22 protein-coding genes and 1 tRNA gene are annotated in these 22419 nt (G+C 56.5%); 12 read left to right on the forward strand and 11 right to left on the reverse strand.

Annotation, left to right across the window (positions count from 1 at the left end; genetic code table 11):
• Window positions 1-15 precede the first annotated feature (15 nt).
• Together AAC636_RS11065 and AAC636_RS11070 are read right to left on the reverse strand one after the other, a co-directional pair.
• Window positions 16-1155 carry an FAD-binding protein gene (locus AAC636_RS11065; protein WP_340301583.1) on the reverse strand — a complete coding sequence of 380 codons (1140 nt, stop codon included), beginning with the start codon at window positions 1153-1155 and terminating at the stop codon, window positions 16-18.
• Window positions 1156-1218: 63 nt separating this feature from the next.
• Entirely contained in the window at window positions 1219-2658 is a 1440-nt protein-coding gene (locus AAC636_RS11070) for an FAD-linked oxidase C-terminal domain-containing protein (RefSeq protein ID WP_340298353.1), read from the reverse strand.
• A 122-nt stretch (window positions 2659-2780) separates the two neighbouring features.
• On the opposite strand from AAC636_RS11070, the gene AAC636_RS11075 reads away from it, so the two are divergent.
• The gene (locus AAC636_RS11075) at window positions 2781-3191 is read left to right on the forward strand and encodes a CopD family protein (RefSeq protein WP_340301541.1); all 411 of its coding nucleotides are present in this window, start codon (window positions 2781-2783) and stop codon (window positions 3189-3191) included.
• Here AAC636_RS11075 and AAC636_RS11080 read toward each other — a convergent pair.
• Genes AAC636_RS11080 through AAC636_RS11095 form a run of 4 tightly spaced genes read right to left on the reverse strand, consistent with a single transcriptional unit; the run spans window position 3178 to window position 9962 of the window.
• Window positions 3178-5268, reverse strand: coding sequence for a hypothetical protein (locus tag AAC636_RS11080; protein ID WP_340301542.1), 2091 nt, complete (start codon window positions 5266-5268; stop codon window positions 3178-3180). The genes AAC636_RS11075 and AAC636_RS11080 overlap by 14 nt on opposite strands.
• Window positions 5269-5271: 3 nt before the next feature.
• Complete coding sequence (locus tag AAC636_RS11085) at window positions 5272-8067, reverse strand: DUF4159 domain-containing protein (RefSeq protein WP_340301543.1); 2796 nt, start codon at window positions 8065-8067, stop codon at window positions 5272-5274.
• The gene (locus AAC636_RS11090; protein ID WP_340301544.1) at window positions 8064-8960 is read right to left on the reverse strand and encodes a DUF58 domain-containing protein; all 897 of its coding nucleotides are present in this window, start codon (window positions 8958-8960) and stop codon (window positions 8064-8066) included. Before AAC636_RS11090 ends, AAC636_RS11085 begins: the two co-directional genes overlap by 4 nt.
• Window positions 8961-9962 carry an AAA family ATPase gene (locus AAC636_RS11095; RefSeq protein ID WP_340301545.1) on the reverse strand — a complete coding sequence of 334 codons (1002 nt, stop codon included), beginning with the start codon at window positions 9960-9962 and terminating at the stop codon, window positions 8961-8963. It lies immediately after the preceding gene.
• Between the two features lie 112 nt (window positions 9963-10074).
• Between AAC636_RS11095 and AAC636_RS11100 the strand changes: the two genes are divergently transcribed.
• Window positions 10075-10641 carry a DUF1285 domain-containing protein gene (locus tag AAC636_RS11100; RefSeq protein WP_340301546.1) on the forward strand — a complete coding sequence of 189 codons (567 nt, stop codon included), beginning with the start codon at window positions 10075-10077 and terminating at the stop codon, window positions 10639-10641.
• A gap of 86 nt (window positions 10642-10727) precedes the next feature.
• Here AAC636_RS11100 and AAC636_RS11105 read toward each other — a convergent pair.
• Both AAC636_RS11105 and AAC636_RS11110 read right to left on the reverse strand, forming a co-directional pair.
• A tRNA-Arg gene (locus AAC636_RS11105) sits at window positions 10728-10804 on the reverse strand.
• Window positions 10805-10851: 47 nt separating this feature from the next.
• Window positions 10852-12243: a sensor histidine kinase gene (locus AAC636_RS11110; RefSeq protein ID WP_340301547.1), complete on the reverse strand. Its 1392-nt coding sequence runs from the start codon at window positions 12241-12243 to the stop codon at window positions 10852-10854.
• 243 nt (window positions 12244-12486) lie between these two features.
• On the opposite strand from AAC636_RS11110, the gene rpmH reads away from it, so the two are divergent.
• From rpmH to yidD, 3 genes are all read left to right on the forward strand, one after another.
• Window positions 12487-12624: a 50S ribosomal protein L34 gene (rpmH, locus tag AAC636_RS11115; RefSeq protein WP_317657449.1), complete on the forward strand. Its 138-nt coding sequence runs from the start codon at window positions 12487-12489 to the stop codon at window positions 12622-12624.
• 95 nt (window positions 12625-12719) lie between these two features.
• On the forward strand, window positions 12720-13079 hold the full coding sequence (gene rnpA / locus AAC636_RS11120; RefSeq protein WP_340259786.1) for a ribonuclease P protein component: 360 nt from the start codon (window positions 12720-12722) through the stop codon (window positions 13077-13079).
• The gene (gene yidD, locus AAC636_RS11125; RefSeq protein ID WP_340301548.1) at window positions 13080-13328 is read left to right on the forward strand and encodes a membrane protein insertion efficiency factor YidD; all 249 of its coding nucleotides are present in this window, start codon (window positions 13080-13082) and stop codon (window positions 13326-13328) included.
• Here the strand turns inward: yidD and AAC636_RS11130 are convergent.
• Entirely contained in the window at window positions 13310-13834 is a 525-nt protein-coding gene (locus tag AAC636_RS11130; protein ID WP_340301549.1) for a DUF3833 domain-containing protein, read from the reverse strand. The genes yidD and AAC636_RS11130 overlap by 19 nt on opposite strands.
• Before the next feature lie 129 nt (window positions 13835-13963).
• Between AAC636_RS11130 and ttcA the strand changes: the two genes are divergently transcribed.
• From ttcA to AAC636_RS11165, 7 genes are all read left to right on the forward strand, one after another.
• Entirely contained in the window at window positions 13964-14809 is an 846-nt protein-coding gene (gene ttcA / locus AAC636_RS11135) for a tRNA 2-thiocytidine(32) synthetase TtcA (protein WP_340301584.1), read from the forward strand.
• A gap of 105 nt (window positions 14810-14914) precedes the next feature.
• Window positions 14915-16738: a membrane protein insertase YidC gene (yidC, locus tag AAC636_RS11140; RefSeq protein ID WP_340301550.1), complete on the forward strand. Its 1824-nt coding sequence runs from the start codon at window positions 14915-14917 to the stop codon at window positions 16736-16738.
• Window positions 16735-17481, forward strand: coding sequence for an MOSC domain-containing protein (locus AAC636_RS11145; RefSeq protein ID WP_340301551.1), 747 nt, complete (start codon window positions 16735-16737; stop codon window positions 17479-17481). The genes yidC and AAC636_RS11145 overlap by 4 nt, the downstream gene beginning before the upstream one ends.
• Complete coding sequence (gene yihA / locus AAC636_RS11150) at window positions 17478-18134, forward strand: ribosome biogenesis GTP-binding protein YihA/YsxC (RefSeq protein WP_317657443.1); 657 nt, start codon at window positions 17478-17480, stop codon at window positions 18132-18134. The genes AAC636_RS11145 and yihA overlap by 4 nt, the downstream gene beginning before the upstream one ends.
• Window positions 18135-18224: 90 nt before the next feature.
• A complete protein-coding gene (gene argB / locus AAC636_RS11155; RefSeq protein ID WP_340301552.1) occupies window positions 18225-19088 on the forward strand; it encodes an acetylglutamate kinase in 864 nt (287 codons plus the stop codon).
• Window positions 19089-19129: 41 nt separating this feature from the next.
• Complete coding sequence (locus AAC636_RS11160) at window positions 19130-19780, forward strand: ferredoxin (protein ID WP_340301553.1); 651 nt, start codon at window positions 19130-19132, stop codon at window positions 19778-19780.
• Window positions 19777-20283 (forward strand): SixA phosphatase family protein, encoded by a 507-nt coding sequence (locus AAC636_RS11165; RefSeq protein WP_340298338.1) that lies wholly within the window; start codon window positions 19777-19779, stop codon window positions 20281-20283. Before AAC636_RS11160 ends, AAC636_RS11165 begins: the two co-directional genes overlap by 4 nt.
• A 6-nt stretch (window positions 20284-20289) precedes the next feature.
• Here the strand turns inward: AAC636_RS11165 and AAC636_RS11170 are convergent, their stop codons facing one another.
• Together AAC636_RS11170 and AAC636_RS11175 are read right to left on the reverse strand one after the other, a co-directional pair.
• Entirely contained in the window at window positions 20290-21090 is an 801-nt protein-coding gene (locus AAC636_RS11170; protein ID WP_317657439.1) for an amino acid ABC transporter ATP-binding protein, read from the reverse strand.
• Window positions 21091-21102: 12 nt separating this feature from the next.
• The gene (locus tag AAC636_RS11175) at window positions 21103-22419 is read right to left on the reverse strand and encodes an amino acid ABC transporter permease (protein ID WP_340301554.1); all 1317 of its coding nucleotides are present in this window, start codon (window positions 22417-22419) and stop codon (window positions 21103-21105) included.

The following is a 22419-nucleotide window of genomic DNA, read 5'->3' on the forward strand; positions in this document are numbered from 1 at the left end:
GAAACACGCCCTTCCTTATGCGGCGGGCATGGCCGTGGCCATCAGCCCTGTGTTCAATATTCCTTTTGGGTCGAATTTGCGGCGCAACCCATCTGACAGCGCCGCCAAAGGCGCAGGCTCAGGGTGGAAGGTCGGGATGCGGGCATGCGTGGCCTCAGACGCACGGATCAGCGTGGCATGGCCACCAAATGCACCAAGGGTCTTGCGCAGATCATGCCCTTCGCCAACCAAGGCCCAAATGAGACCGCCACCCCAGTCATAGATCACTTCGCCCTTGATTTTCGCGCCGATTGCAGGCCCGTCACTGGGTTTGCACGAGATGCGCCAGACATCGCCCGTTTGCCCCGCATACGCAGTCACATCGCGTTGATCTTTCCACATCTGGCGCACCAGATCGGGATCAGATATCATCTCCACTTCCCCGAACTCGGCAAGAACGGCGCGTAGGGCATCTGTGCGATAGGCCACGCTTTTGGCAAAGCCTTCAAGACGCAGCATGGTGCGTGACCTGCCACCACGATTGGCGGCATGCGCGGCCCCTGTCACCTCATAGGGTGAGGCTAGGGCACGCGACAGCGCGGCCACGGCGGACTGATCCGACAGCCCCTCAAGGATCAGGCAGGCGCAGGTTTCGACTTCAGGAAGAAGCTTGAAGGAGACTTCGGAAAGAACCCCAAGCGTGCCGTAACTGCCTGCAATCAGTTTCACGAGGTCATAGCCCGTGACGTTTTTCATCACGCGACCGCCATTCTTGATGACGGTTCCCGCCCCATCAACAAAACGCACGCCAATCAAGCCGTCACGCGCGGCGCCCGCTTGAATACGGCGCGGCCCCGAAACATTGCCAGCAACCACCCCACCGATTGTGGGCGTTCCGTCTGTGCCCAATAGCGCGCGATGATCCATCGGCTCGAAGGGCAGGCGTTGGTTCTCGGCATGAAGCACTGCCTCAATTTCGGCCAATGGCGTGCCAGCTTGCGCGACCAAGGTCAGCGCGCCAGGCTCGTAAAGCGTGATCCCCTTCAAGGCCGCCGTTGACAAAACTTCGCCCGCAACCGCGCGGCCAATCGGGCGTGTGCCACCCCCACGGATCGCCATGGGATGTTTTGCTGCGGCGAGACAATCGGCCAATTCAGCCTCGGATTTCGGTTGCAACATAGCGCAACGCCCCTTTCATAAGGTAGGCCCCCAAGATGAGATCAGGGGATGAAATTTCGCTTAGGCAGCGTGATCGCGGCGGGTTTCAGTGACCGAAAGCGGAAACACCTTTGCTGGGTTCAAGAGCCATTTGGGGTCGAACACATCCTTCACCCAAAGCTGCGCTTCGAGGTCTGTTGGGTTATATTGCGTCAGCATCAGATCACGCTTTTCAATGCCCACCCCATGTTCGCCCGTCAGGCAACCGCCCACCTCAACACAGAGCTTGAGGATATCCGCCCCAAAAGCCTCGCACAGTTCCAGATCGCCTGGTTTGTTGGCATCAAACAGGATCAACGGGTGCATATTTCCATCCCCTGCATGAAAGACATTGGCAACGCCAAGTCCGTATTCCTTGCTCATCTCGCCGATGCGGCGCAGAACGTAAGGCAAGCTTGAGACGGGGATCGTGCCATCAAGGCACATATAATCATTGATCTGGCCCATCGCACCGAAGGCTGATTTTCGGCCCAACCAAATGCGTGCGGCCTGATCGGCATCTGCTGCCTCGCGCAATTCCACGGGATTGTGGCGCTTGGCAATGTCGAGGATCACATCAAGTTGTTCGCGGATTTCCGCTTCAGATCCTTCTACCTCGACAATCAACAAAGCCTCGCACATCGGGTAGCCCGCCTTGGCAAAGGCCTCAGTCGCCTCGATACAGGGTCGATCCATGAATTCGATTGCCACAGGCAGAACGCCCGCCTTGATAATATCAGAGACGCATTCCCCTGCGACCTCATTGCTGTCAAATCCCATCAATACGGGGCGCGCACCTTCGGGTTTGCGGAGGATACGCAAAGTGGCCTCCGTGACCACGCCAAGCTGTCCTTCGCTGCCGCAAATCACGCCCAATAGATCAAGGCCGCCCGCATCCAAATGCGCGCCACCAATCTCAACGACTGTGCCATCCATCATCACCATCGTGACGCCCAATAAGTTGTTGGTCGTCACCCCATATTTTAAGCAATGCGCACCGCCAGAATTCATCCCGATATTCCCCGCAATCGCACAGGCCAATTGGCTTGATGGGTCGGGGGCATAGAAAAAATCATTCGCCTCAACAGCGCCCGTCACGCTGAGATTGGTGCGCCCTGTCTGCACACGGATGAATCGATTGTCGTAATCGGTTTCCAACACCTGTGTCAGGCGCGCCACCCCCAAAATGACGCTATCGGCCGTAGGCAAGGCCCCGCCCGCAAGCGAAGTGCCAGAACCACGCGGAACAACGGGCACACCCTCCTCGTGACAAATGCGCAGCACCTCAGAGACTTCAGCCGTGGACTGGGGCAACACCGCCGCCAAAGGCGGGCAGCGATAGGCCGTCAAAGCGTCACATTCATAGGCCCGCGTTTCATGCGGATCATCGATAACCGCATCATGGGGCAGCACATCGCGCAACCGCGAAATGATCCGCGTGCGCTTGGCCAAAATGGCGGGGTTTGGTTTTGGCATTTCCATAATCAGCCCTCCCTACGGTATTGGTAAGATTTCTAGACCAATTTGAAGGATTTCGCAAGCAAAAGCCATGCGCGACCGAATTGCCCATAGACGAGACATAACAAAACAGGCAGCAAGGCAGCATGGATTGGGTCAAAGTCATACATATTCTTTGCGTCATGGGCTGGATGACAGGTATTTTTGCCGTCCCCCGCGCCATTATCTTTTGGAAACGGGAATATGCGCAGCTTGGTGAATTTGGCCCAACAGGCGATCTGACGATTCGCATTTACCGCTTTTCGCTAGGGCTTGGTGTGATTGCGATTGCCACTGGGCTATGGCTTGGGTGGTTTTGGAATTTCGCGCCTTGGGTCTGGGTGAAACTGAGCCTCGTCAGCCTGCTTGGCGCGCATTACGCCTGGACGGGTCGCTTGATCCTGCGCGCCCTAAAAGGCGAGTTCCGCGAAAGCGATTTTTACCTACGGGTCTTTAATGAGGTCAGCGTGTTTGGCACCATCGCCGTTTTGATCGTGGTGGTCTTTAAGCCCCTCTAAAGCGCCCTTCGCGCAGCCATGCGGCGGCAAGCGCAGCCAAACCTGCGATGAGATACACCCAAACAGGAACAAGCGGTCGGGCGCGCACATCCTGTATAACAAAGGCATCACGGGCATAAAGCCCCATCCAACCGCGCCCTACTGCACCGCGCCCTTCGGGCACAAGACGCAGATCAGGCAGGGCATCGCGCAGGAAAAACACCACCCCGCCCGTTGCCTCAAGGTGAGGACGAAGAAGATCGCCTGTCGCTATAACCTCGCTAAATTCGCGCGGGTTGGCAGGGCCAATGCCCACAACGATATCTGACAGATCTGCCGCATTTGGATCACTTACGCGGTAAAGCCCATCTTCGGGGGCAAGATAGCTGCCTTCAAACATGCCTTCGGCCGTCTCATGCAATGGCACGGTGATGTCTTCCCCATCTGGCGCTGTCACAATGACTGAGGCAACGCCCGCCCCCATAGTTTGACGGGTAATGCGCATCTCGCGACCATCGGCTTCGGCGCTTAGCGCCTCCTCCTCAAGATCTGGCTCTTTCATCATCCAATGGGCCAGACGGCGCAAAAGCTCTAATTGTGGGCCGCCGCCCTCGTATCCCCGATCCCACAGCCATGCATGATCCGAGGCCAAGAGCGCGACACGCCCCTCACCCACGCGATCCAAGATCAAAAGCGGCGCATCACCTACCCCCTCAAGCACGACATCGCCCGCGTTTGGGGCAACCTCAACTTGCCGGAACCACCGCCCCCATGGCTGATCTGATCCTGCAATGGGTAAATGCGCCGCCTCAAGGCCCCGCGTCACAGGGTGGCGCGCACCAAGGCGGGAAAGATGCGGCACATATGGTTCTTCAAACACGCGCGCGGTCGGCTCGGCGGGCAGAATATCGGCCAAAGGTGAACGATAAAGCGACCCTGCCCCCGCAAAATCAGGGCCTGCCGCCACCAAAACCGCGCCGCCATCGCGGACATAGCGCGCCACGTTTTCAAGATAGATCAGGGGCAATATCCCGCGCCGTTGATACCGATCAAAGATGATCAAATCGAAATCATCAATTTGATCCATGAACAGCTCACGTGTGGGAAAGGCTATCAAGGACAATTCTGACACAGGAACATTATCGCGCTTTTCAGGGGGGCGCAGAATGGTAAAATGCACCAAATCCACCGCAGGGTCAGATTTCAACAAATTGCGCCATGTCCGTTGGCCCATATGTGGCTCGCCTGAGACAAGCAGCACCGACAAACGATCCCGCACCCCATTGACCTGCGCATAAGCGACATTGTTGCGCGGGGTTAATTCCCCCGCCTGCACAGGCACCTCAAAGCGCACAACGTTCCGCCCTGCATGGGCGAGGTTCAATGTTAATTCAAGCGGCTGCCCAACTGGCACAATCGCGCGTTGAGGTTCGTTCCCGTCAATCGAATAAATCACCTCGGTCTGGCGCGCATCCACCCCATCAGGGAGGGGGCCGAAATCACTGACACGCAATGCGATTTTTACATCTTCGCCCAAAATGCCATAGGCGGGGGCAGTTTCAATTTGAAGGGCGCGATCCCAATCATCCGCCTGCCCCGTGATCAGCGCGTGAACCGGGCCAACCCCTGTGAGCATTGCGTCCAGATCATGCACTTGCCCATCTGTCAGCAAAAATGAGCCTGCAATGCGCTCTTGGGGCAATTCCGCAGCAAGCCCGCTTAAGGCAGACAAAAGCTGCGTCCCTTGATTGCCATCAGCATCGGCCACATAGCGCAGTTCAACCTCGACCCCTTTTGTCTCTAATTCTGCGACAAGGGCTGCAAGCGTGGCTTCGGTTTGGGCGGGACGATCGGCCAAACCTTGCGATGCCGATTGATCCACCACCACTAGGGCGATATCGGCCAGAGGGGCGCGGGTTTCCTCCTGCCAGATTGGGCGCATCAGCGCCACAAGTGCAACCATCGCCGCAACGGCACGATAGGGCCACCCGCGCAGGCCGCGCAGTGCAGCATAGCCCGTGATCATCAACAACACAGCCGCCACAACAGCCACGACCATGGGAGGGAGATAAGGATCGAATAGGATCATCATTCCCATCCCTTAATTCCCCAATCTTTGCAGCAAGGCCGGCACATGGACTTGGTCGGATTTGTAATTTCCAGACAAGACATGCATCACAAGATTGACCCCAAACCGGAGCGCAATTTCACGCTGACGCTCACCCGCATATCCGCGCCCAATGGGCAAGAGTGGGCGACCTGCCTCATCAACCGCCCATGCCGCAGCCCAGTCATTGTCACCAATAATCACGGGGCTCACCCCATCATTGAGCGCGCGAAAGGGCATGCCCTCGGCAGGATCAGGTTCTGGTGGGGCCGCCTCAACCCAAATATCGCGCGAAGTATAGCGCCCTGGGAAATCGGCCAATAAATAGAAGGCGCGGGTCAAAACATGATCCTCAGGGATTGGCGCGAGGGGCGGAATGTCCAAGCCCTGCGCCAAATCCTGCAAACGGCGTGCAGCGGGCGTTGCGCCACCAATGCCGCCAAGATCTCCATCTCGGGTATCGAAAACAATCATGCCCCCGCCGCGCAAATAGGCGTTGAGGCGCTGATAGACATCATCAGAAGGGCGGTTTTGACTTTCTGTCACGGGCCAATACAGGAGCGGGAAAAACGCCAACTCATCGCGCGTCAACTCCACGCCTACGGGTGGGCTCGGCTCAATCGTGGTGCGCGCCCAAAGCGTATCGGACAAACCCTGCAGCCCTGCGCGCGAAATCTCGTCCACCGCATCATCGCCCGTAAGGACATATGCCAAGCGCAAATCTTCGGTAGCGATCAGGCCAAACATGTCTTCGGGCGTTAGGGTTTGCGCGTCACTGGGTGCAAAGGGCGCCACCAAGACCACCACAAAAAGCGCGGCTTTGGCCCGCACAGGCAGCCGCCCCGTAACAGCCAAGCTGCCAATCATATCTGCGGCAAGCGCAATCAGCGCCAACAGGAACAACCAAGGCGCAAGGGGCGTTGGTGGGGCGCTCAGTCCCCGTATGACCAACACATTTGCAGGCCAATCTGCCACAGTCAGATCCTGCGCAGATTTGATCACATTTAGAGCCACGCGACCCGTAGTGGTCTGATACAGGCCTGGCGGCATATCGGCCGATAGTGCCCCGCTTTGCAAATCTTCACCCGCAACTGTGATTTCGCCCTGCGCATCATAAAGCGCACCAAACCCGTCCAACACCTGCGCGGAAACAAAGCTAAGCCCTGTGTAATCTTTGCCCTCCGCGCTGATCGGGGGGGTAGAGACAGAGAGCCGCTCTAACATCTGCACAAACAGACCCGACAGCGGCAGGTTTGACCATTCTGCATTGGCGGTCACATGGAATAACACAGCACGCCCTGCCCCCCGTGTCATTTGCGTGACCAATGGCGTGCCATCTTCCAAGGCGGCCAAACTGCGCGCCGCCAAATCTGGGCCTGGCTGCGCCAAAACCTGTTGGCTGATCGTAACCTCATCAGGGATGGCAAGGCCAAAAAACGGGGATGTCTCTGGGAAAGGGTTTAGCTTGCGCGGATCGGCCCATGACATCGCCCCGCCCAAAGCACGCCCGCCTTGGCGCAGTTGCACGGGCATCAGTGCATCGGCTTGCATCTCGGCGGGTGACAATGCGGCCATTCGTGGCCCAGCAAAGCGCAGTAACAGGCCACCTTGCTCCACCCATGCCATCAAATCGGATTGGTCTGTTTCCGGCAAACGGGTCACATCAACCAAAATGATCACATCAGGATTTGCGGGCAAAATCTCGGCCAAACCGCCCTCGATAAGATCGACATTCGGGGACAGCGCCTCGCGCAGATAATGGAAGGGGGAAAGCAAGGCCTGCCCCTCTTGAGGGGCATTTGACGCAACCAACCCAATCTCGCGCCGTGCGAGACTGTCATCAATCAATAAACGGGCAGCCGCCTGCGGTTGTCCCGCCACCTCAAAGCGGGTTAGGCGATTGCGCAATTCGGGCGGCAGGGTAAGGGCAAGGTTGGCCTCTACAGCCCCCTCTTCAAAGACCGCTTCAGCCTCAACCAACACGCGCGGCACGCCTGATGGATCAGGCCCAAAGCCTTGCACGAGATAACGCGCCATTGGCAACGCGGGCCATTCCGCGCGCAAGAGCCTGAGCGTGACACCATCCCCGCCTTGCTCAAGCGGGGCAAGGGCGACCATCCGCGAAAGGTTATCGCCCGTTTCGATCACGCGCAGCCGCGCCGCCCGCGCCGCCAAAAGCTCAGCCAAGCCCGCGCGTTCACTGCCATGCGCCAATCCGTCTGAAAACCAAAGCCCGTCAAAGGGAATGGATTGCTCTGCGAACCAATCTGACCAAGCGGCATAATCGGGCGCGAAGGGTGCGGGGCGCATCGCAGAGAGCCGCGTGATTTCCTCATCCCCAGAGGTCAGCAGCGCCTCAAGCGAAGCCAGAGGCTGCTCGGTCAGGCTAATGACGACAGCAGCACGCCCATCGCGGATGGCGGCGCGTAAATTGGCCTCTATGGCCTGTTGTTCTGCAGACCAATCAAGCGCGCTTGCCCAACCTCCATCGCGCAAAATCACCAAAGGGGCTTGTGGCGTTTCATCTCCCTCAGACGCAGGCGGGTTCACCACGGGGCCAGACAAGGCCAAGATTAAAAACCCTGCCGCCATAAGGCGTAGCATCAACAGCCACCACGGGGTTTTGGCACTGTCATTTTCTTTATCGGTCAATCCCAGCAAAAAGATCAGCGCGGGGAAGTAAACGCGCGTTGGCTGCGGCGGAACAACGCGCAACAGCCACCAAAGGGCGGGCAACACCGCCAAAGCCGCCAAGACCCACGCCGCCGAAAATCCAAGCGCCCCAATCATTGCCGCGCCTCTGACAAAGCCTGATAGAGGGACATCAACGCCACACTGGCAGGGTGGTCGGTTACATGAGTGAAAAAGGGCCATCCATGGCGCTGTGCCTCGATCATCAGATTGGCACGATGGGCGTCTAACCGCGCTTGATACTCATCGCGCAATGCATCTGCCGCTTGCGTCTCGAACTCGGGCCCTGCGGGATGATCTCGGAACAAAACACGCCCCGCAAAAGGGAAGGCCATTTCAGCGGGATCCATAAGATGAAGAATGACACCGCGCGCGCGCGCCTCGGTCGCCTTGCGCAGAACCATGACCAATTCATCCGTTCCCCGCAGAAAATCGGACAGGATCACAATCTTTGCGCCGTTGGGTATAGTCTGCGCAATGACCTCGCCTGATTTTGGGGCATGTAAATCGCGCGCTAAACCTTCGCGCTGTGTAACCCCTGCACGCGGCGGGGTCTGGCTATTTAACCACCCAACCCGTTCACCTGCGCGCAAAACCAATTCGGCCAAGGCCAACGCAATCACATTAGCGCGCATCCGTTTTTGCGCCATTGGATCCGAGAGAGAGCTATACCGCATAGACTCTGCAGGGTCAGACCATATAAGCAGGCTTTGCGCAGCCTGCCATTCGGTTTGGCGGGCGTAATATCCATCCCCTCGCCCCGACCTGCGCCAATCAATCGCTGTGGCGCTGTCCCCTGCTTGGACATGTCGATATTGCCAAAACTCATCCCCCCCGCCTGCGCGGCGGCGGCCATGATCCCCCAAATGCAGGCTGGACGCCAAATGCTCTGCAGCAACCAACAACGCGGGCAAACCTGCCGCATGGGCAGCCGCATCAGCGCGGAGGCGCATGAGATCGGTTGGATCACTATGCGAGGCGCGCGGGGGCATTTAGGCTGCGTGATCCAAAACAAGATCAATTTCGCGGGCCAAGAGAACGGCCAGATCATGGCCTTCGGCCCGCGCGGCAAAACCAAGCGCCATTCGGTGGATCAAAACCGCAGGGGCCATAGCGCGAATATCCTCGACAGAAGGCGCATATCGCCCCTCCATCAACGCCCGTGCGCGCACTGAAACCATTAAGGCCTGCGCGGCACGCGGCCCCGCACCCCAAGCCAAATGCGCCGCGATCCGCGCGGGATCAGCCGTAGGGTCAGGGCGACATCCGCGCACCAAATCAAGGATCATGTCACAAATCCGATTCCCTACGGGCATGTGGCGCACCAAATTTTGTGCCGCAATCAAATCGGCTTCGGTAAAAACTTGGGCCGTTGCCGCCTCACTTGGGCCCGTTGTCGCAATCAATATGTCCCGCTCCGCCGCGCGATCAGGATAGGCCACATCAATGCGCAACAAAAAGCGATCAAGCTGCGCCTCAGGCAATGGATATGTGCCCTCTTGTTCAATCGGGTTCTGCGTGGCCAGAACCAAAAATGGGGCGGGCAATGGGCGTGCAGCACCCGCGATTGTGACCTCTCGCTCCTGCATCGCTTGAAGGAGGGCGCTTTGCGTGCGCGGGCTGGCGCGATTGATCTCATCGGCCATCAACAGCTGACAAAATACAGGCCCCTCCAAAAAGCGAAAGCTGCGCTGCCCATCGGGGCCTGTATCCAAAACTTCGGACCCCAGAATATCGGCGGGCATCAGGTCAGGGGTAAATTGCACCCGATTGGCACGCAGACCCATGACTTGGGCCATCGTGTCGACAAGCCGTGTTTTCCCCAAACCCGGCAACCCCATCAGCAGGGCATGGCCGTTTGACAACATCGCCGCCAAAGCCAGACTGACCACTTGATCTTGACCGATAATGCGTTTGGAAATTTCTGCCCGCGCCTGACCAAGCTGCGCACCAAGCCGATCAATCTCGGATGTCAGGTTTTCAAGCTCAGCCATAGAAATGCTCCGCATAATGATTATGTTGGGGTCGTAACCTGTTCGCTAGTAAATCTAACTATGGCGCCGACCACAAATGGCAAAAGCCCATAGGAGACAAAACATCGTGACCATGACGCCTGAGTCCCTGCTTGCCGCCGCGACCAATGCGCAAAAGCAATGCAAACTGCCCCCTGTTGATCAATGGAACCCACCTTTTTGCGGCGATATCGACATGGAAATTCGGCGTGACGGGACATGGTTTTACAACGGCACCCCGATTGGGCGACCGCGCATGGTGCGCCTGTTTTCAACGATTCTGAAACGGGAGGGGGATAAATATTTCCTCGTGACCCCCGTAGAAAAGGTGGGGATCCGGGTCGAAGATGCCCCGTTCGTAGCGCAGGATTTTATTGTGAGAGGCGAGGGCGCGGCGCAAGAGGTGCAATTTACAACCAATGTGGGCGACACCATCAGCGCCAGCGCCCAAAGCCCCATTCGCCTCACCCGCAGCGCGGATGGGGAACCTTCGCCTTACGTTTTAGTGCGGCGCGGTCTTGAGGCGCTTATCGATCGCAAGAGCTTTTATCGGCTTGTCGATCTTGGTGTGGCGCATAACACGGGCGGCGCAGATTGGTTCGGCGTTTGGTCTTGCGGGACATTCTTTCCCTTTATTCCTGTCTCAGAACTCACAACCTAAGCCAAAGCTCTACTCGCGTCATGCCGCTGGAACTCAAGCGCAGGGGCGAGACACTGCGGACAAACAAACCTAAACTGTAAGGGAAATGGCGCGCTGGGGAGGATTCGAACCCCCGACCCCTTGATTCGTAGTCAAGTACTCTATCCAACTGAGCTACCAGCGCGTGGAGGTGGCTCTTAACGCCCATGTCACCGCAGCGCAAGGGCGAATTCACCCCAAAGGTTGTGAGGGCAGCCAAATTCTAAATTCAGTTCCCTTAGAGGTGCTGCATTCTAAAGTCAGCGCGCCACCATGCCCGCGCACCAATTCCGCCGCTATGGCAAGGCCAAGACCCGAGCCACCTTTGCGCGCGCCACCTTGGAAAGGTTTGAACAAATGTTCTAGCGCCTTTTTTGGCAGTCCCGGCCCCGTGTCGCGAATACGAATTTCCCACCCGTCTTCATTTGGGGCAGCTTGGGCCGAGATACGGATCACGCCTACCCCCCCTTGTGCTGCAATGGCCTGCCTTGCGTTGCGGATGAGGTTGCTCAACACGCGGAAAATCTGTTCAGCATCGCAGCGCAGGGTCAAACCTGTTTCAACACAGACATCGAATTCAATCGCCTCCGCATCTGGCCCAAGCGATTCACTTTCGACCACATCGCGCAGCAGCCCCGCTGCATCTACCCGCGCCAAAGCAGGTGGTGGCTCTTGCGCACGACCAAAGGCCAAGGTGCCTTCGCAAAGATTGACCGCCCGTGACAAAGATTGCAGCAACTTTGGCGTGGTGCGCTGCACGGCAGGATCATCGCTGCCCTCCAAACGATCCGCCATCAGACTGGTTGTGGTCAGGATATTTCGCAAATCATGGCTGATTTTGGCCACAGCCGCGCCCATCTGCGCAAGATGATCCTTCTGCTTCAGGGCGGCGGTCAGTTGGGTCTGCATCTTGTTCAAAGCGACCTCAGCATCCCGCAACTCATGCAAGCCCGCACTTGGCGTTATGATGCGGCGGGCATCTTCGGGTGCATCCGCATAGGCGCGCACCTGCCCGACCACGCGGTTCATCGGTGTCACAAGGAAATACCGCACAGAGAAAAATAAAAGCGCCGCCGTGAAGGCAGAAATCACCGCCGACAGGGCAAGGATCCGCAGACCAAACTCGACCATCGCGGCGCGTAAGGGGGCGCTGTGCATGGTCACCTCGATCTCAAGGCCCGCATCGCGCACAGGCGCGCCAATCACGCGGATTGTGCGATCTCTTTGATCCCAAAGCTGCATCATGGCATCGCGGATCAAACCCAAGGATGGAGGATTGCGCAGATCATAGGTGGTGGCCACAGGCGGGATTTGCGGCGCAGCCAGCACCAGTTCCCGCACCGCGTCCCGCCGCAACACAACGTTTAAAACATCTGAATTGAGCAGCAATTCATCCTCAAGCGCAGGATCAACCATCCCATCATTCGCCAAGAGGGCCAGTGACGCAATTTGCGCCCTCTCAAGGCGCGACAAAAGATAATCCTCACGGAATCGGGCCACCGATGGCACGAAGATCAAAACCTCTGCCAACATTACGAAGCACAGGGTCAAAATCAAAAATCGTCCCGAGAGTGTGTTAAACACGAAACCTTCCCCGCATACCCTCAGCCACATAGATAGTTGTTTTATTGTGGAATTGTAACGCCCCGCGCATATGTTGCGCGATTCTATGCCCATCACAATAAACTTGAGTTAGGTTGCATTTTACCGCGCGCATTTATTGACACGCCGCTTTGCTTTGCGTATGCCGCAGTCCTTATACGGATTCTTTTGGTCGTGTGACTTGTGCGCGTAGGCGCGCGCCGACCAGCAAACTGGAGCAAGCCGATGTCAAAACGGACTTTTCAGCCTTCAAACCTCGTGCGCAAGCGCCGTCATGGCTTCCGCGCACGCATGGCGACCAAAGCAGGCCGCAAGGTTTTGAACGCGCGCCGAGCGCGTGGCCGCAAATCTCTGAGCGCATAAGCGTTTCTCAGGCTTTGAGGGGCAACCCTCAACGCGCCCCTGCCGAGATTTCGTCAGGGGCTTTTTGCATTTGAACGCCAAATCGGGCTTGGATCATGGAAACCTTGTGCAAACGTGCCGATTTCTTACGGGCTGCCAAAGCGGCCCGTGCGCCTGCGCCTGCCTTCTTGCTTCAGGCGCGCAAGCGTGACGCGGATGAGGGCGTGGATCCAAAGGTGATCCGCGTTGGCTATACCTGCTCTAAAAAGATCGGCAATGCGGTGGCGCGTAACCGCGCAAAGCGCCGCTTGCGTGAAATTGCGCGCGACACATTAGCCCTGCATGGGCAAGCGGGGTGGGACTATGTGTTGGTGGGCCGTCCCGAAGTCACCTTGTTGCATCCTTTTGCGCAAATGCAGGTAGAGTTGGTCGCAGCCTTATCCCGCATCCACGCGCCGCGAAAGCGGGGGGCGTAGATGCGCATATTGGCATGGATCCTATCTTTGCCTATTCGGGCTTATCGGGTGATTTTCAGCCCATGGGTAGGGTTTAACTGCCGCTATCAGCCGACCTGCAGCGCCTATGCGCTTGAGGCGCTTGAGCGACATGGACCGATCAAAGGCAGCTATCTTTTGCTGCGCCGCATTGGACGCTGCCACCCTCTTGGCGGATCAGGTTACGACCCAGTGCCACCAAAGGGCGGGGATCAAACCCGTTCGAAATAAATGATGACCTCACCGATGGTCACGCCAAAGCGCTTCATATAGGCACGGTTGAGCAATCGGTCATCACTCAAGAGCCACATCCAGTCATCAAAGCTGACCCGCAGCGTTTCACCCTGCTCCACTGGCAGGTCAATCGTATAGGCCCAATTAAAGACATCTCCACGCTCCTCGCCCGTTGCGATGCCGATCACCCCGTCAGCCGTTCCTTGCCATCGTTGTTCGTCCAGCTTTTCCAAGAGCCAAATACGCTGTTCGGTGCTGCCATCTTCATAAACGAAATCTTCGACCAAACGCAGGGTTTCCCCATCCCATGTCCCGTTGATCTTCACCTCAAAGCGGCGGCGCACCTCGCCCAAGACATCCTGAAACTGACCATAGGCCACAAGATCACCTTGAAAAAATTCTTCTAGGTTCAAGGCGCGGCTGCTGAGATTTGGATCATCAAGCGCAGGTTTACCCGTGCAGGCCGTAAACATCAAAAGCGCCGCCAATGCCAATTTTTTCATGATGCCCCGTCCTTATCTGCCTATTTGCGAAGCTAGCGCAAACGAGCAAAATGCAAGTTTACTTGACGTTTCTGCCTTGCCTCGCCTATGGCAGGCACATCAAAACCGCGTGAAGATGAAGGCCGCACCATGTTGGACGATGCAGAGGATATCCACCCGCTCTTTCACGGCGCGCCCTCAAGCACCGAATTTAAAAAACTGCGCAAGCGGATCATCCGTGAAACCCGCGAGGCGATTGACCGCTACGGCATGATCGAGCGCGGCGCGAAATGGTTGGTCTGCCTGTCGGGCGGCAAAGACAGTTACACGCTTTTGGCAGCCTTGACCGAATTGCAGTGGCGCGGCGTGCTGCCCGTAGAGATTTTGGCCTGCAACTTAGATCAGGGCCAACCTGGATTTCCTGCAACGGTATTGCCAGAGTTTCTCACAAAGATGGGCGTGCCGCATCGGATTGAATATCAAGACACCTATTCAATTGTGATGGATAAAGTGCCGCAAGGCCGCACCTATTGCGCGCTGTGTTCACGATTGCGCCGTGGCAACTTATATCGCATTGCCCGCGAAGAAGGGTGTTCAGCCGTTGTTTTGGGCCACCACCGCGATGACATTCTAGAAACATTTTTCCTCAATCTGTTTCACGGCGGCAAACTGGCCTCGATGCCACCCAAGCTTTTGAATGATGAAGGGGATCTTTTTGTCTATCGTCCGCTGGCCCATGTCAGCGAAGCGGATTGTGAAACCTTCGCCCGCGCGATGAACTATCCCATCATTCCCTGTGATCTGTGCGGATCGCAAGACGGGCTACAACGCCAAGCCATCAAACGCCTCTTGGATGAGTGGGAAGCCCGCGCACCTGGGCGGCGGCAAAAGATTTTCTCGGCCTTAATGAATGTGCGCCCATCGCATCTGCTTGACCCTGAATTATTTGATTTCATCGGCCTGACGCGGCGTGCCGAAAATACGGGACAAGACTAGGCCAGATTGGCGCAGTTCTCGCGATATTCGGCGCAAACCCCTTGACCTTTGCGCCGCTAGCCTATTGAACCCGACTGTCAATAAATCATAGGGCATAGCGCGATCATGGAAGATCAGAACAAGAACCTGATCCTGGCCACGGCCTTGAGCTTTCTCGTCATTTTGGTGTGGTTTCTTCTGTTTCCCCCTGAAGACCCACAGGTAACGCAAACGGACGCGGCAGCCGCATCCGATACGACCGCGCCCGCAGATGCCATTCTGCCGCCAAGCGCAGGATCAGGCGACCCTGTTCTGATCGGTGCGGAAGAAACACGCGCCGTGGCTTTATCCTCCTCGGCACGCGTGGCGATTGAAACCGATGAATTGCTCGGCTCAATCTCACTCTTGGGCGGGCGAATTGATGACCTGTCCCTAAAAAACTACCGTGAAACGATTGATGAAGACGCAAATATCGTGCGACTTCTATCGCCAGTTGGCGGCCCAAATGCCTATTACGCCCTTTATGGATGGGCGCCCGGCGGCGCGCTTGATTTTGACCAAGTGCCTGGCCCCAACAGCGAATGGCGTTTGGTCGAGGGCGAAACCCTAACGACCACGACCCCCGTTACCCTTGAATGGGATAATGGCAACGACCTGATTTTCAATCGCGTGATCTCGGTCGATGAGAATTTCATTTTCTCTGTAACGCAATCTGTGCGCAACACCTCGGGCGCGCCTGTGCGCTTGGCCCCTTACGGTATCGTGGCCCGCCACGGCCTACCCGCAGATTTGCAGAATTTCTTCATCCTTCACGAAGGTGTTGTTCGTAAAGCAGACGGCACTTTGGACGAGATCGGTTATGAAAACGTCACCGAATTCGATGTCATGCCCAGCGAAGGCGCGGCGGCAGAATTGGTGGATGTTGCCGAAAACGGCTGGATCGGCTTTACCGATAAATATTGGATGACCACCTTGATCCCTGGTGCGGGTCAGCCCTTTGTGGCCGCAACGCGCCACGTGGCGGGGGCGGATATCTATCAAACCGAAGCGCGGATGCCCGCAGTTGATGTTGCTGCTGGGGCAACGGCCGAAGTCACCACCATGCTCTTTGCAGGAGCGAAGGAATGGGAAACCATCCGCAACTATCAGGACGCAGGCGGGATTGATCGCTTTCTCGACTCGATTGACTGGGGTTGGTTCTATTTCATCACCAAGCCGATGTTCTGGCTGCTGCACAATCTGAATGTGATGATTGGCAATATGGGTCTTGCGATTATTGCGCTGACTTTCATCGTCAAGGCTGTCTTATTCCCGCTTGCCTATAAATCCTATGCCTCCATGGCGCGGATGAAAGAGCTTCAACCAGAGATGGAGAAGCTGAAAGAGCGCGCAGGTGATGACCGCGAAGCCATGCAAAAAGGCATGATGGAGCTGTATAAGAAGAACAAGGTGAACCCCGCTTCGGGCTGCTTGCCGATTTTGCTGCAAATCCCGATTTTCTTCTCGCTCTATAAGGTGATTTTCGTGACGCTAGAATTGCGCCACGCACCGTTCTTTGGCTGGGTTCGGGATCTGTCAGCACCTGATACAACCTCGATCTTCAACCTGTTCGGCCTGTTCCCATGGCCAGCGCCAGAGCCAGGCAGTATCCTTGCGCTGATCTTTATCGGGGTTCTGCCCATCCTTTTGGGCATCTCGATGTGGTTGCAGCAAAAGCTGAATCCAGCGCCCACTGACCCAACACAGGCCGCGATTTTCGCGTGGCTGCCCTTTATCTTTATGTTCATGTTGGGCCATTTCGCGACAGGCTTGTTGATTTACTGGATCGTGAACAACACCCTGACCTTTGCGCAGCAATACACGATCATGCGCCACCAAGGGTATAAGCCCGATCTGTTTGGCAATATCCGCGCAAGTTTCAAACGCGGCGGCGCAAAGAACGCTAAGTGAGCGTCACACTCGACCAAATATGGCGACACCCGATTAAGGGTATTGGCGCAGAACGTATTTCGGGGGCCTTTATGGCCCCCGATTGCGCTTTGCCGCTTGATCGTGCCTATGCGGTTATTGAAGCGGGGGCTGACCCCGTGCAGGGGCAATGGCAGCCCTGCCGAAATTTCCTGCGCGGCGCAAAGGCCCCTCAGCTTATGGCCATCACGGCCTGCTGTTTGGACAATGGCACAATCCGCCTGTCGCACCCTGATTTGCCAGATCACATATTCGACCCAAAATGCGACCACAGCGATTTGATTGCATGGCTAGGGGCAATTTATCCGCCCGAGCGACCCGACCCGATGGCGGTGGTCACAGCGCCTAAATCAGGCATGACCGATGCAAATTTTGCCTCGATTTCAATTCTAAATCTTGCCTCGCTGCGCGCCTTAGAGGCGCGGGCCGATACGCCACTGGATCCGCGCCGCTTTCGTGGGAATCTTTGGCTTGAGGGTCTAGCCCCTTGGGAAGAGCTTGACCTGATTGGGGCGACCCTCGCGATTGGCGAGGCCCGCCTAAAAATCGTAGAACCAATAACCCGTTGTCGTGCAACTGAAGCAAATCCTGACACAGGGGTAAGGGATGTGCCAACTCTGCAAATATTGCAAAGCGGTTGGGATCACAGCGAATTTGGCGTATACGCAGAAACCACCCAAGCAGGGCATATCGCCCAAGGGGATAAAGTGGAGATTATCTGGTGAGTGCAGCCCTGCCTTTCCCGCTGGCCGAAGATGCCGATGAGATCAGCCTTGAGAAGGGGCGGCTGCTGTTTGCGCGCGGTGCAGATTTTGTCAAAGGCGTTGTTGCCATGGATGGCCTGCCCCCTGCAGATCGGCTTGAAATATGCTTTGCTGGGCGCTCAAATGTTGGGAAATCTTCGCTGATCAATGCGCTGACCGGGCGCAAAAACTTGGCGCGGGCCTCAAACACACCCGGACGGACGCAAGAAATCAACTTCTTCACACTTGGCGAGAGCCATTATGTGGTCGACTTGCCGGGCTATGGCTATGCAGAAGCGCCTGTTGCGGTGGTCGAGAAATGGCAGAAATTGCTCAAGGCCTATCTGTCAGGCCGCGTCTCATTGCGCCGCGCTTTCGTGCTTATCGACACTCGGCATGGGATCAAGGCGGTTGATGACGAGATCATGACCCTGCTTGATCAATCAGCTGTGACCTTTCAGGTCGTGATGACCAAAGCCGACAAGGTAAAAGAAGCTGAACGCGATAAAATTTTGGCCCAAGTGCGCAAGGCGCTGTCAAAACACCCCGCCGCCTATCCCGAGCTCTTGATGACCTCTTCAGAAAAAGGTTGGGGTATTGAAAACCTTCGGGCCTTGATCGCAGGGCTTGCTTGAGAACAGCCACCTTCACAGCCAAGCCTTCCTGCCTTATGGAAGTAATCGAGCGCGCCCAATATGGCGCGGGATCAGTTTGGAACGCCAAAGATGAAGAAGCAGACAGCCAAAATGCGTGATTTTCTCTCGACCGCCCGCACCTTGAACGAAGCCCTGCCTTACTTGCAGCGCTATCACGGGGCGATTGTGGTGATCAAATTGGGCGGTCATGCGATGGGATCGGATGAGGGGATGGCCTCATTCGCGCGCGATGTGATGCTGATGCGCACGGTTGGGGTGAACCCTGTGGTGGTGCATGGCGGCGGGCCAATGATCAATGAGATGCTTGAAAAGCTTGGCGTGACCTCCACCTTCACGCGCGGCAAGCGGGTCACGGATGCCGCCACCATGGCTGTTGTGGAAATGGTTCTGTCGGGTCAAGTCAATAAGCGCATCGTGCAGGCGATCAACGCCGAAGGCGGGCGCGCAGTTGGTCTGTCGGGCAAAGATGCCTCGATGATCACCTGCACAATGGCCGACCCCGAACTTGGCTTTGTCGGCGAACCCAGTGAGGTAGAAACGACCCTTCTGCGGCAACTCTTTGAGGCCGAGATGATCCCTGTGATTGCCCCCATTGGTGCAGATCGTGATGGTCACAGCTATAATATCAATGGCGACACGGCAGCGGGGGCTATTGCCGCCGCCCTGAAGGCAGATCGCCTGCTGCTTTTGACTGATGTGTCGGGCGTCAAAAATGCCGATGGCGAAGTGGTAACCGAATTGAGCACCGCCGATGTTGAGGCCATGACCGAAAGCGGGGTCATCGCAGGCGGCATGATCCCCAAAACCGAAACGGCCCTGTCAGCCGTGCGCGCAGGCGTGCGCGCTGCCGTTATTTTGGACGGGCGCGCGCCCAATGCCTGCCTTTTGGAATTGTTCACGGATCACGGGGCAGGATCAATCATCCGCGCCTAGTTTCGCTTGCGCAGCGCAGAGCAATCAGCGCAGGCTAAAGAATGAACCTGACCGACCTTTTACAAGGCGCGCATGCGCGGCACCTTCGCATTTTGGGGCATTTTGCCCCAGACGGCAGTCACGGCCTAGGCCATGAGGTAAAAACCGTGGTGCTTTTGGGGCCTGATGAGCCTCACTTTTGGTCTGCGTTTGAAGACAGCTCCGAATATCGTGATGGCGCCCCTGACCCGATGGATCGTTGGTCTGCGCGGGTCATCGGTGACTGGGCCCGCGAGATTGGGGGGGAAGCCTATTTTCCCTTTGGTGGCCCACCCTATGCACCATTTTACCAATGGGCTTTGGCGACAGGTGCGGTATGGCCCAGCCCAATAAGGCTGCTCATCCATGCGCAATCGGGATTGTTTGTCTCCTTTCGCGGCGCACTTGGCTTGCCCTATGCAGTGCCTCAAGCGCCTGCCCAAGACCGCCCATGCGACAGCTGCACGCACCAACCCTGCCGCAGCGCATGCCCTGTCGCAGCCTTTGACGGATCGGGCTATGATACGATCCGATGCCACAACCATCTGAAAACAATGGCGGGGGCAGATTGCATTACCAAGGGCTGCAGGGCGCGGCGCGCCTGCCCGATCTCACAAAACTTTGGACGCGTTGAGGCGCAATCACATTTCCACATGCGGAGCTTTCACCCATGACCCTGACGTTGACCTTAATCCGCCATGCAAAATCAGATTGGGGCGATGCAGGGTTGGATGACCATGACCGCCCCCTCAATGCCCGCGGAATAGAGGATGCACCGCGCGTTGGAACATGGCTTAAGGCGCAGGGGTATCGGCCTGATCATGTGCTTTGCTCGACCGCAACCCGTGCTGTCGATACATGGGCGGCGATTTCCCGATGCTTGAGCGGTGCGGAAATCGAAGTTTCTTATACACGCGCGCTCTATCTCGCGATGCCGCCAGATATGCTGAATGTCATCAGGGCCAGTGAGGGCCACACATTGGCCGTCATCGGGCATAATCCCGGCATTGGTAGCTTGGCGCGCTCTCTGGTGGCAACACAGCCCCAACACGAGAAATTCACCCGCTACCCTACAGCCGCGACCTTGGTCGTGGACTTTAACGCAACTTCTTGGGCCAACATAGAAATAGGCGCGGGGGTCGCCCGCGCCTTTATCACACCGCGTGACTTGCCCTAAGCGGGATCAGTGACCCAAGATTTGGCTCAAGAACAGCTTGGTGCGGTCATTTTGCGGGTTGGTGAAGAACGGCTCAGGCTCGTTTTGCTCAACAATCTGGCCTGCATCCATAAAGATCACGCGATTGGCAACCTGACGGGCAAAGCCCATCTCATGGGTCACGCAGAGCATGGTCATACCTTCTTCAGCCAATTGGATCATCGTATCCAAAACTTCCTTGATCATCTCAGGATCAAGTGCCGATGTCGGTTCGTCAAACAGCATGATACGCGGACGCATGCAGAGGCTGCGCGCGATGGCCACACGCTGCTGCTGGCCCCCTGACAGTTGACCTGGATATTTGTGCGCTTGATCGGGGATTTTCACCTTCTCAAGGAAATACATTGCCGTTTCTTCGGCCTCTTTCTTGGGCGTCTTGCGCACCCAAATTGGGGCCAATGTGCAGTTTTCCAAAATGGTCAAATGCGGAAACAGGTTGAAATGCTGAAAGCACATCCCGACCTCGGAACGGATTTTGTCAATGTTCTTGAGGTCATTTGACAGCAATGTGCCATCCACAGTGATGGAGCCCTTTTGATGCTCCTCCAATGCATTGATGCAGCGGATCAGCGTAGATTTCCCCGAGCCAGATGGCCCACAGATGACGATACGTTCGCCGCGGTTCACAGTGAGGTTGATGTCCCGCAAAACATGGAACGAACCATACCATTTGTTCATATCGCGAATTTCAACCGCCACCTCATCGGTGACTTTCATCTGCGAACGGTTGATCTCACGATCTTGGATGGAGGGGGTGGCTTCACTCATATCGGCCTCTCCTTAATGACGATCTGTTGCGAGCTTGCGCTCAAGATATTGCGAATAGCGGGACATCGCGTAGCAAAACACAAAGAAGCAAAGCCCGATGAAGATGAACAATTCCCAGTAAATCCCGTTCCATTCGGTCGTGGCGCGGATCGCGTTAGACAAACCGATTGGGTCAAGCAGACCGATGAACACCACGAGGGTTGTGTCTTTGAACAAACCTATAAACGTGTTCACGATGCCCGGAATTGAGATTTTCAAAGCCTGAGGCAGGATGATCAAGCGCATGGATTGCCAGTAATCCAAGCCCAGACTATCTGCCCCCTCATATTGCCCACGAGGCAGGGCGGCCAAACCACCGCGCACAACCTCGGCCATATAGGCAGCGGCAAAGAGCGTGACCATGATAATCACGCGGAGCATCAGGTCAAAATTCGTTCCCGGTGGCAGGAAGTAGTTCAACAAAAGCGATGCCGTGAACAGCCACACAATCAACGGAACGCCACGGATCACCTCAATAAAGATCACCGAGAATTTGTTGATGATGAACAAATCAGACTGACGCCCAAGCGCCAGCAAAATCCCAAGCGGCAAAGACAGAACAATGCCCGTGATCCCGATGATCAGCGCCAACATGAACCCGCCGAAATCCTTGGATTGGATATTTTCAATTCCAATGGGCAAGATGCCATCGGCCAGTCCCGTTAGTGGGGCAACCCCAAAGCGCCAATAGATCAGCGGCACAAGGATGCTCGCCACGATACCTGCCAAAGCCCCGAATTGCCGTGTGATCTGGCCATAGGCCAACCATGCCAAAACAAAGCCCAGAGCCGTCAGGATTGGCCCCCAAATCGACCCGCCCCATAACAGCCAGTAGCAAATGAAGGGCGACACGGCCGAGAAGATCGCCAATTTGCGGCCACCAAAGTTGAACATCACAGGCGCAACGGCGCTGAAAAACACAATCAAAGCCACAACAGGGCGCCAATATGCATCGGCGGGGTAGAACCCAAATAGAAGTTGGTTCCAACGCTCGCTCAAGACGGCCCAACAGGCGACATTGCGACCATCGGCGTAAAGCGCGTCACGCACCTCACGGCATTCACTCAGTGAATTTGCAGTCCAAATGCCATAGGCGAACCACTGGAAAACATGGCTGACCACCCAATAGATCGCGACCAAAGACAGAATTGTTAGGATTGTATTGAGCGGCCCAGAGAACAAGTTTTCACGCACCCATTTCACCACGCCTGCTTCCGAGACAGGCGGGGACTGCTCGGGCAGCATCTCGGTGCGCACATAAGAAACGGAGCTATTCGCAGAATTTGCCAT

Origin of the sequence: Roseobacter sp. HKCCD5988, from assembly GCF_037830355.1 — a bacterium.
In the GTDB taxonomy this organism is placed as follows: Bacteria; Pseudomonadota; Alphaproteobacteria; order Rhodobacterales; family Rhodobacteraceae; genus M30B80.

What these genes read in the sequence shown, in the direction of transcription:
- ttcA (WP_340301584.1), top strand. Translation starts at nt 13,964, where the DNA reads ATGTTGGACGATGCAGAGGATATCCACCCGCTCTTTCACGGCGCGCCC.
- AAC636_RS11090 (WP_340301544.1), bottom strand. Translation starts at nt 8,960, where the DNA reads ATGCCCCCGCGCGCCTCGCATAGTGATCCAACCGATCTCATGCGCCTC.
- AAC636_RS11160 (WP_340301553.1), top strand. Translation starts at nt 19,130, where the DNA reads ATGAACCTGACCGACCTTTTACAAGGCGCGCATGCGCGGCACCTTCGC.
- AAC636_RS11085 (WP_340301543.1), bottom strand. Translation starts at nt 8,067, where the DNA reads ATGATTGGGGCGCTTGGATTTTCGGCGGCGTGGGTCTTGGCGGCTTTG.
- AAC636_RS11075 (WP_340301541.1), top strand. Translation starts at nt 2,781, where the DNA reads ATGGATTGGGTCAAAGTCATACATATTCTTTGCGTCATGGGCTGGATG.
- AAC636_RS11165 (WP_340298338.1), top strand. Translation starts at nt 19,777, where the DNA reads ATGACCCTGACGTTGACCTTAATCCGCCATGCAAAATCAGATTGGGGC.
- rnpA (WP_340259786.1), top strand. Translation starts at nt 12,720, where the DNA reads ATGGAAACCTTGTGCAAACGTGCCGATTTCTTACGGGCTGCCAAAGCG.
- argB (WP_340301552.1), top strand. Translation starts at nt 18,225, where the DNA reads ATGAAGAAGCAGACAGCCAAAATGCGTGATTTTCTCTCGACCGCCCGC.
- AAC636_RS11175 (WP_340301554.1), bottom strand. Translation starts at nt 22,419, where the DNA reads ATGGCAAATTCTGCGAATAGCTCCGTTTCTTATGTGCGCACCGAGATG.
- yidC (WP_340301550.1), top strand. Translation starts at nt 14,915, where the DNA reads ATGGAAGATCAGAACAAGAACCTGATCCTGGCCACGGCCTTGAGCTTT.
- AAC636_RS11095 (WP_340301545.1), bottom strand. Translation starts at nt 9,962, where the DNA reads ATGGCTGAGCTTGAAAACCTGACATCCGAGATTGATCGGCTTGGTGCG.
- AAC636_RS11100 (WP_340301546.1), top strand. Translation starts at nt 10,075, where the DNA reads ATGACGCCTGAGTCCCTGCTTGCCGCCGCGACCAATGCGCAAAAGCAA.
- AAC636_RS11070 (WP_340298353.1), bottom strand. Translation starts at nt 2,658, where the DNA reads ATGGAAATGCCAAAACCAAACCCCGCCATTTTGGCCAAGCGCACGCGG.
- AAC636_RS11130 (WP_340301549.1), bottom strand. Translation starts at nt 13,834, where the DNA reads ATGAAAAAATTGGCATTGGCGGCGCTTTTGATGTTTACGGCCTGCACG.
- AAC636_RS11080 (WP_340301542.1), bottom strand. Translation starts at nt 5,268, where the DNA reads ATGGGAATGATGATCCTATTCGATCCTTATCTCCCTCCCATGGTCGTG.
- yidD (WP_340301548.1), top strand. Translation starts at nt 13,080, where the DNA reads ATGCGCATATTGGCATGGATCCTATCTTTGCCTATTCGGGCTTATCGG.
- rpmH (WP_317657449.1), top strand. Translation starts at nt 12,487, where the DNA reads ATGTCAAAACGGACTTTTCAGCCTTCAAACCTCGTGCGCAAGCGCCGT.
- AAC636_RS11170 (WP_317657439.1), bottom strand. Translation starts at nt 21,090, where the DNA reads ATGAGTGAAGCCACCCCCTCCATCCAAGATCGTGAGATCAACCGTTCG.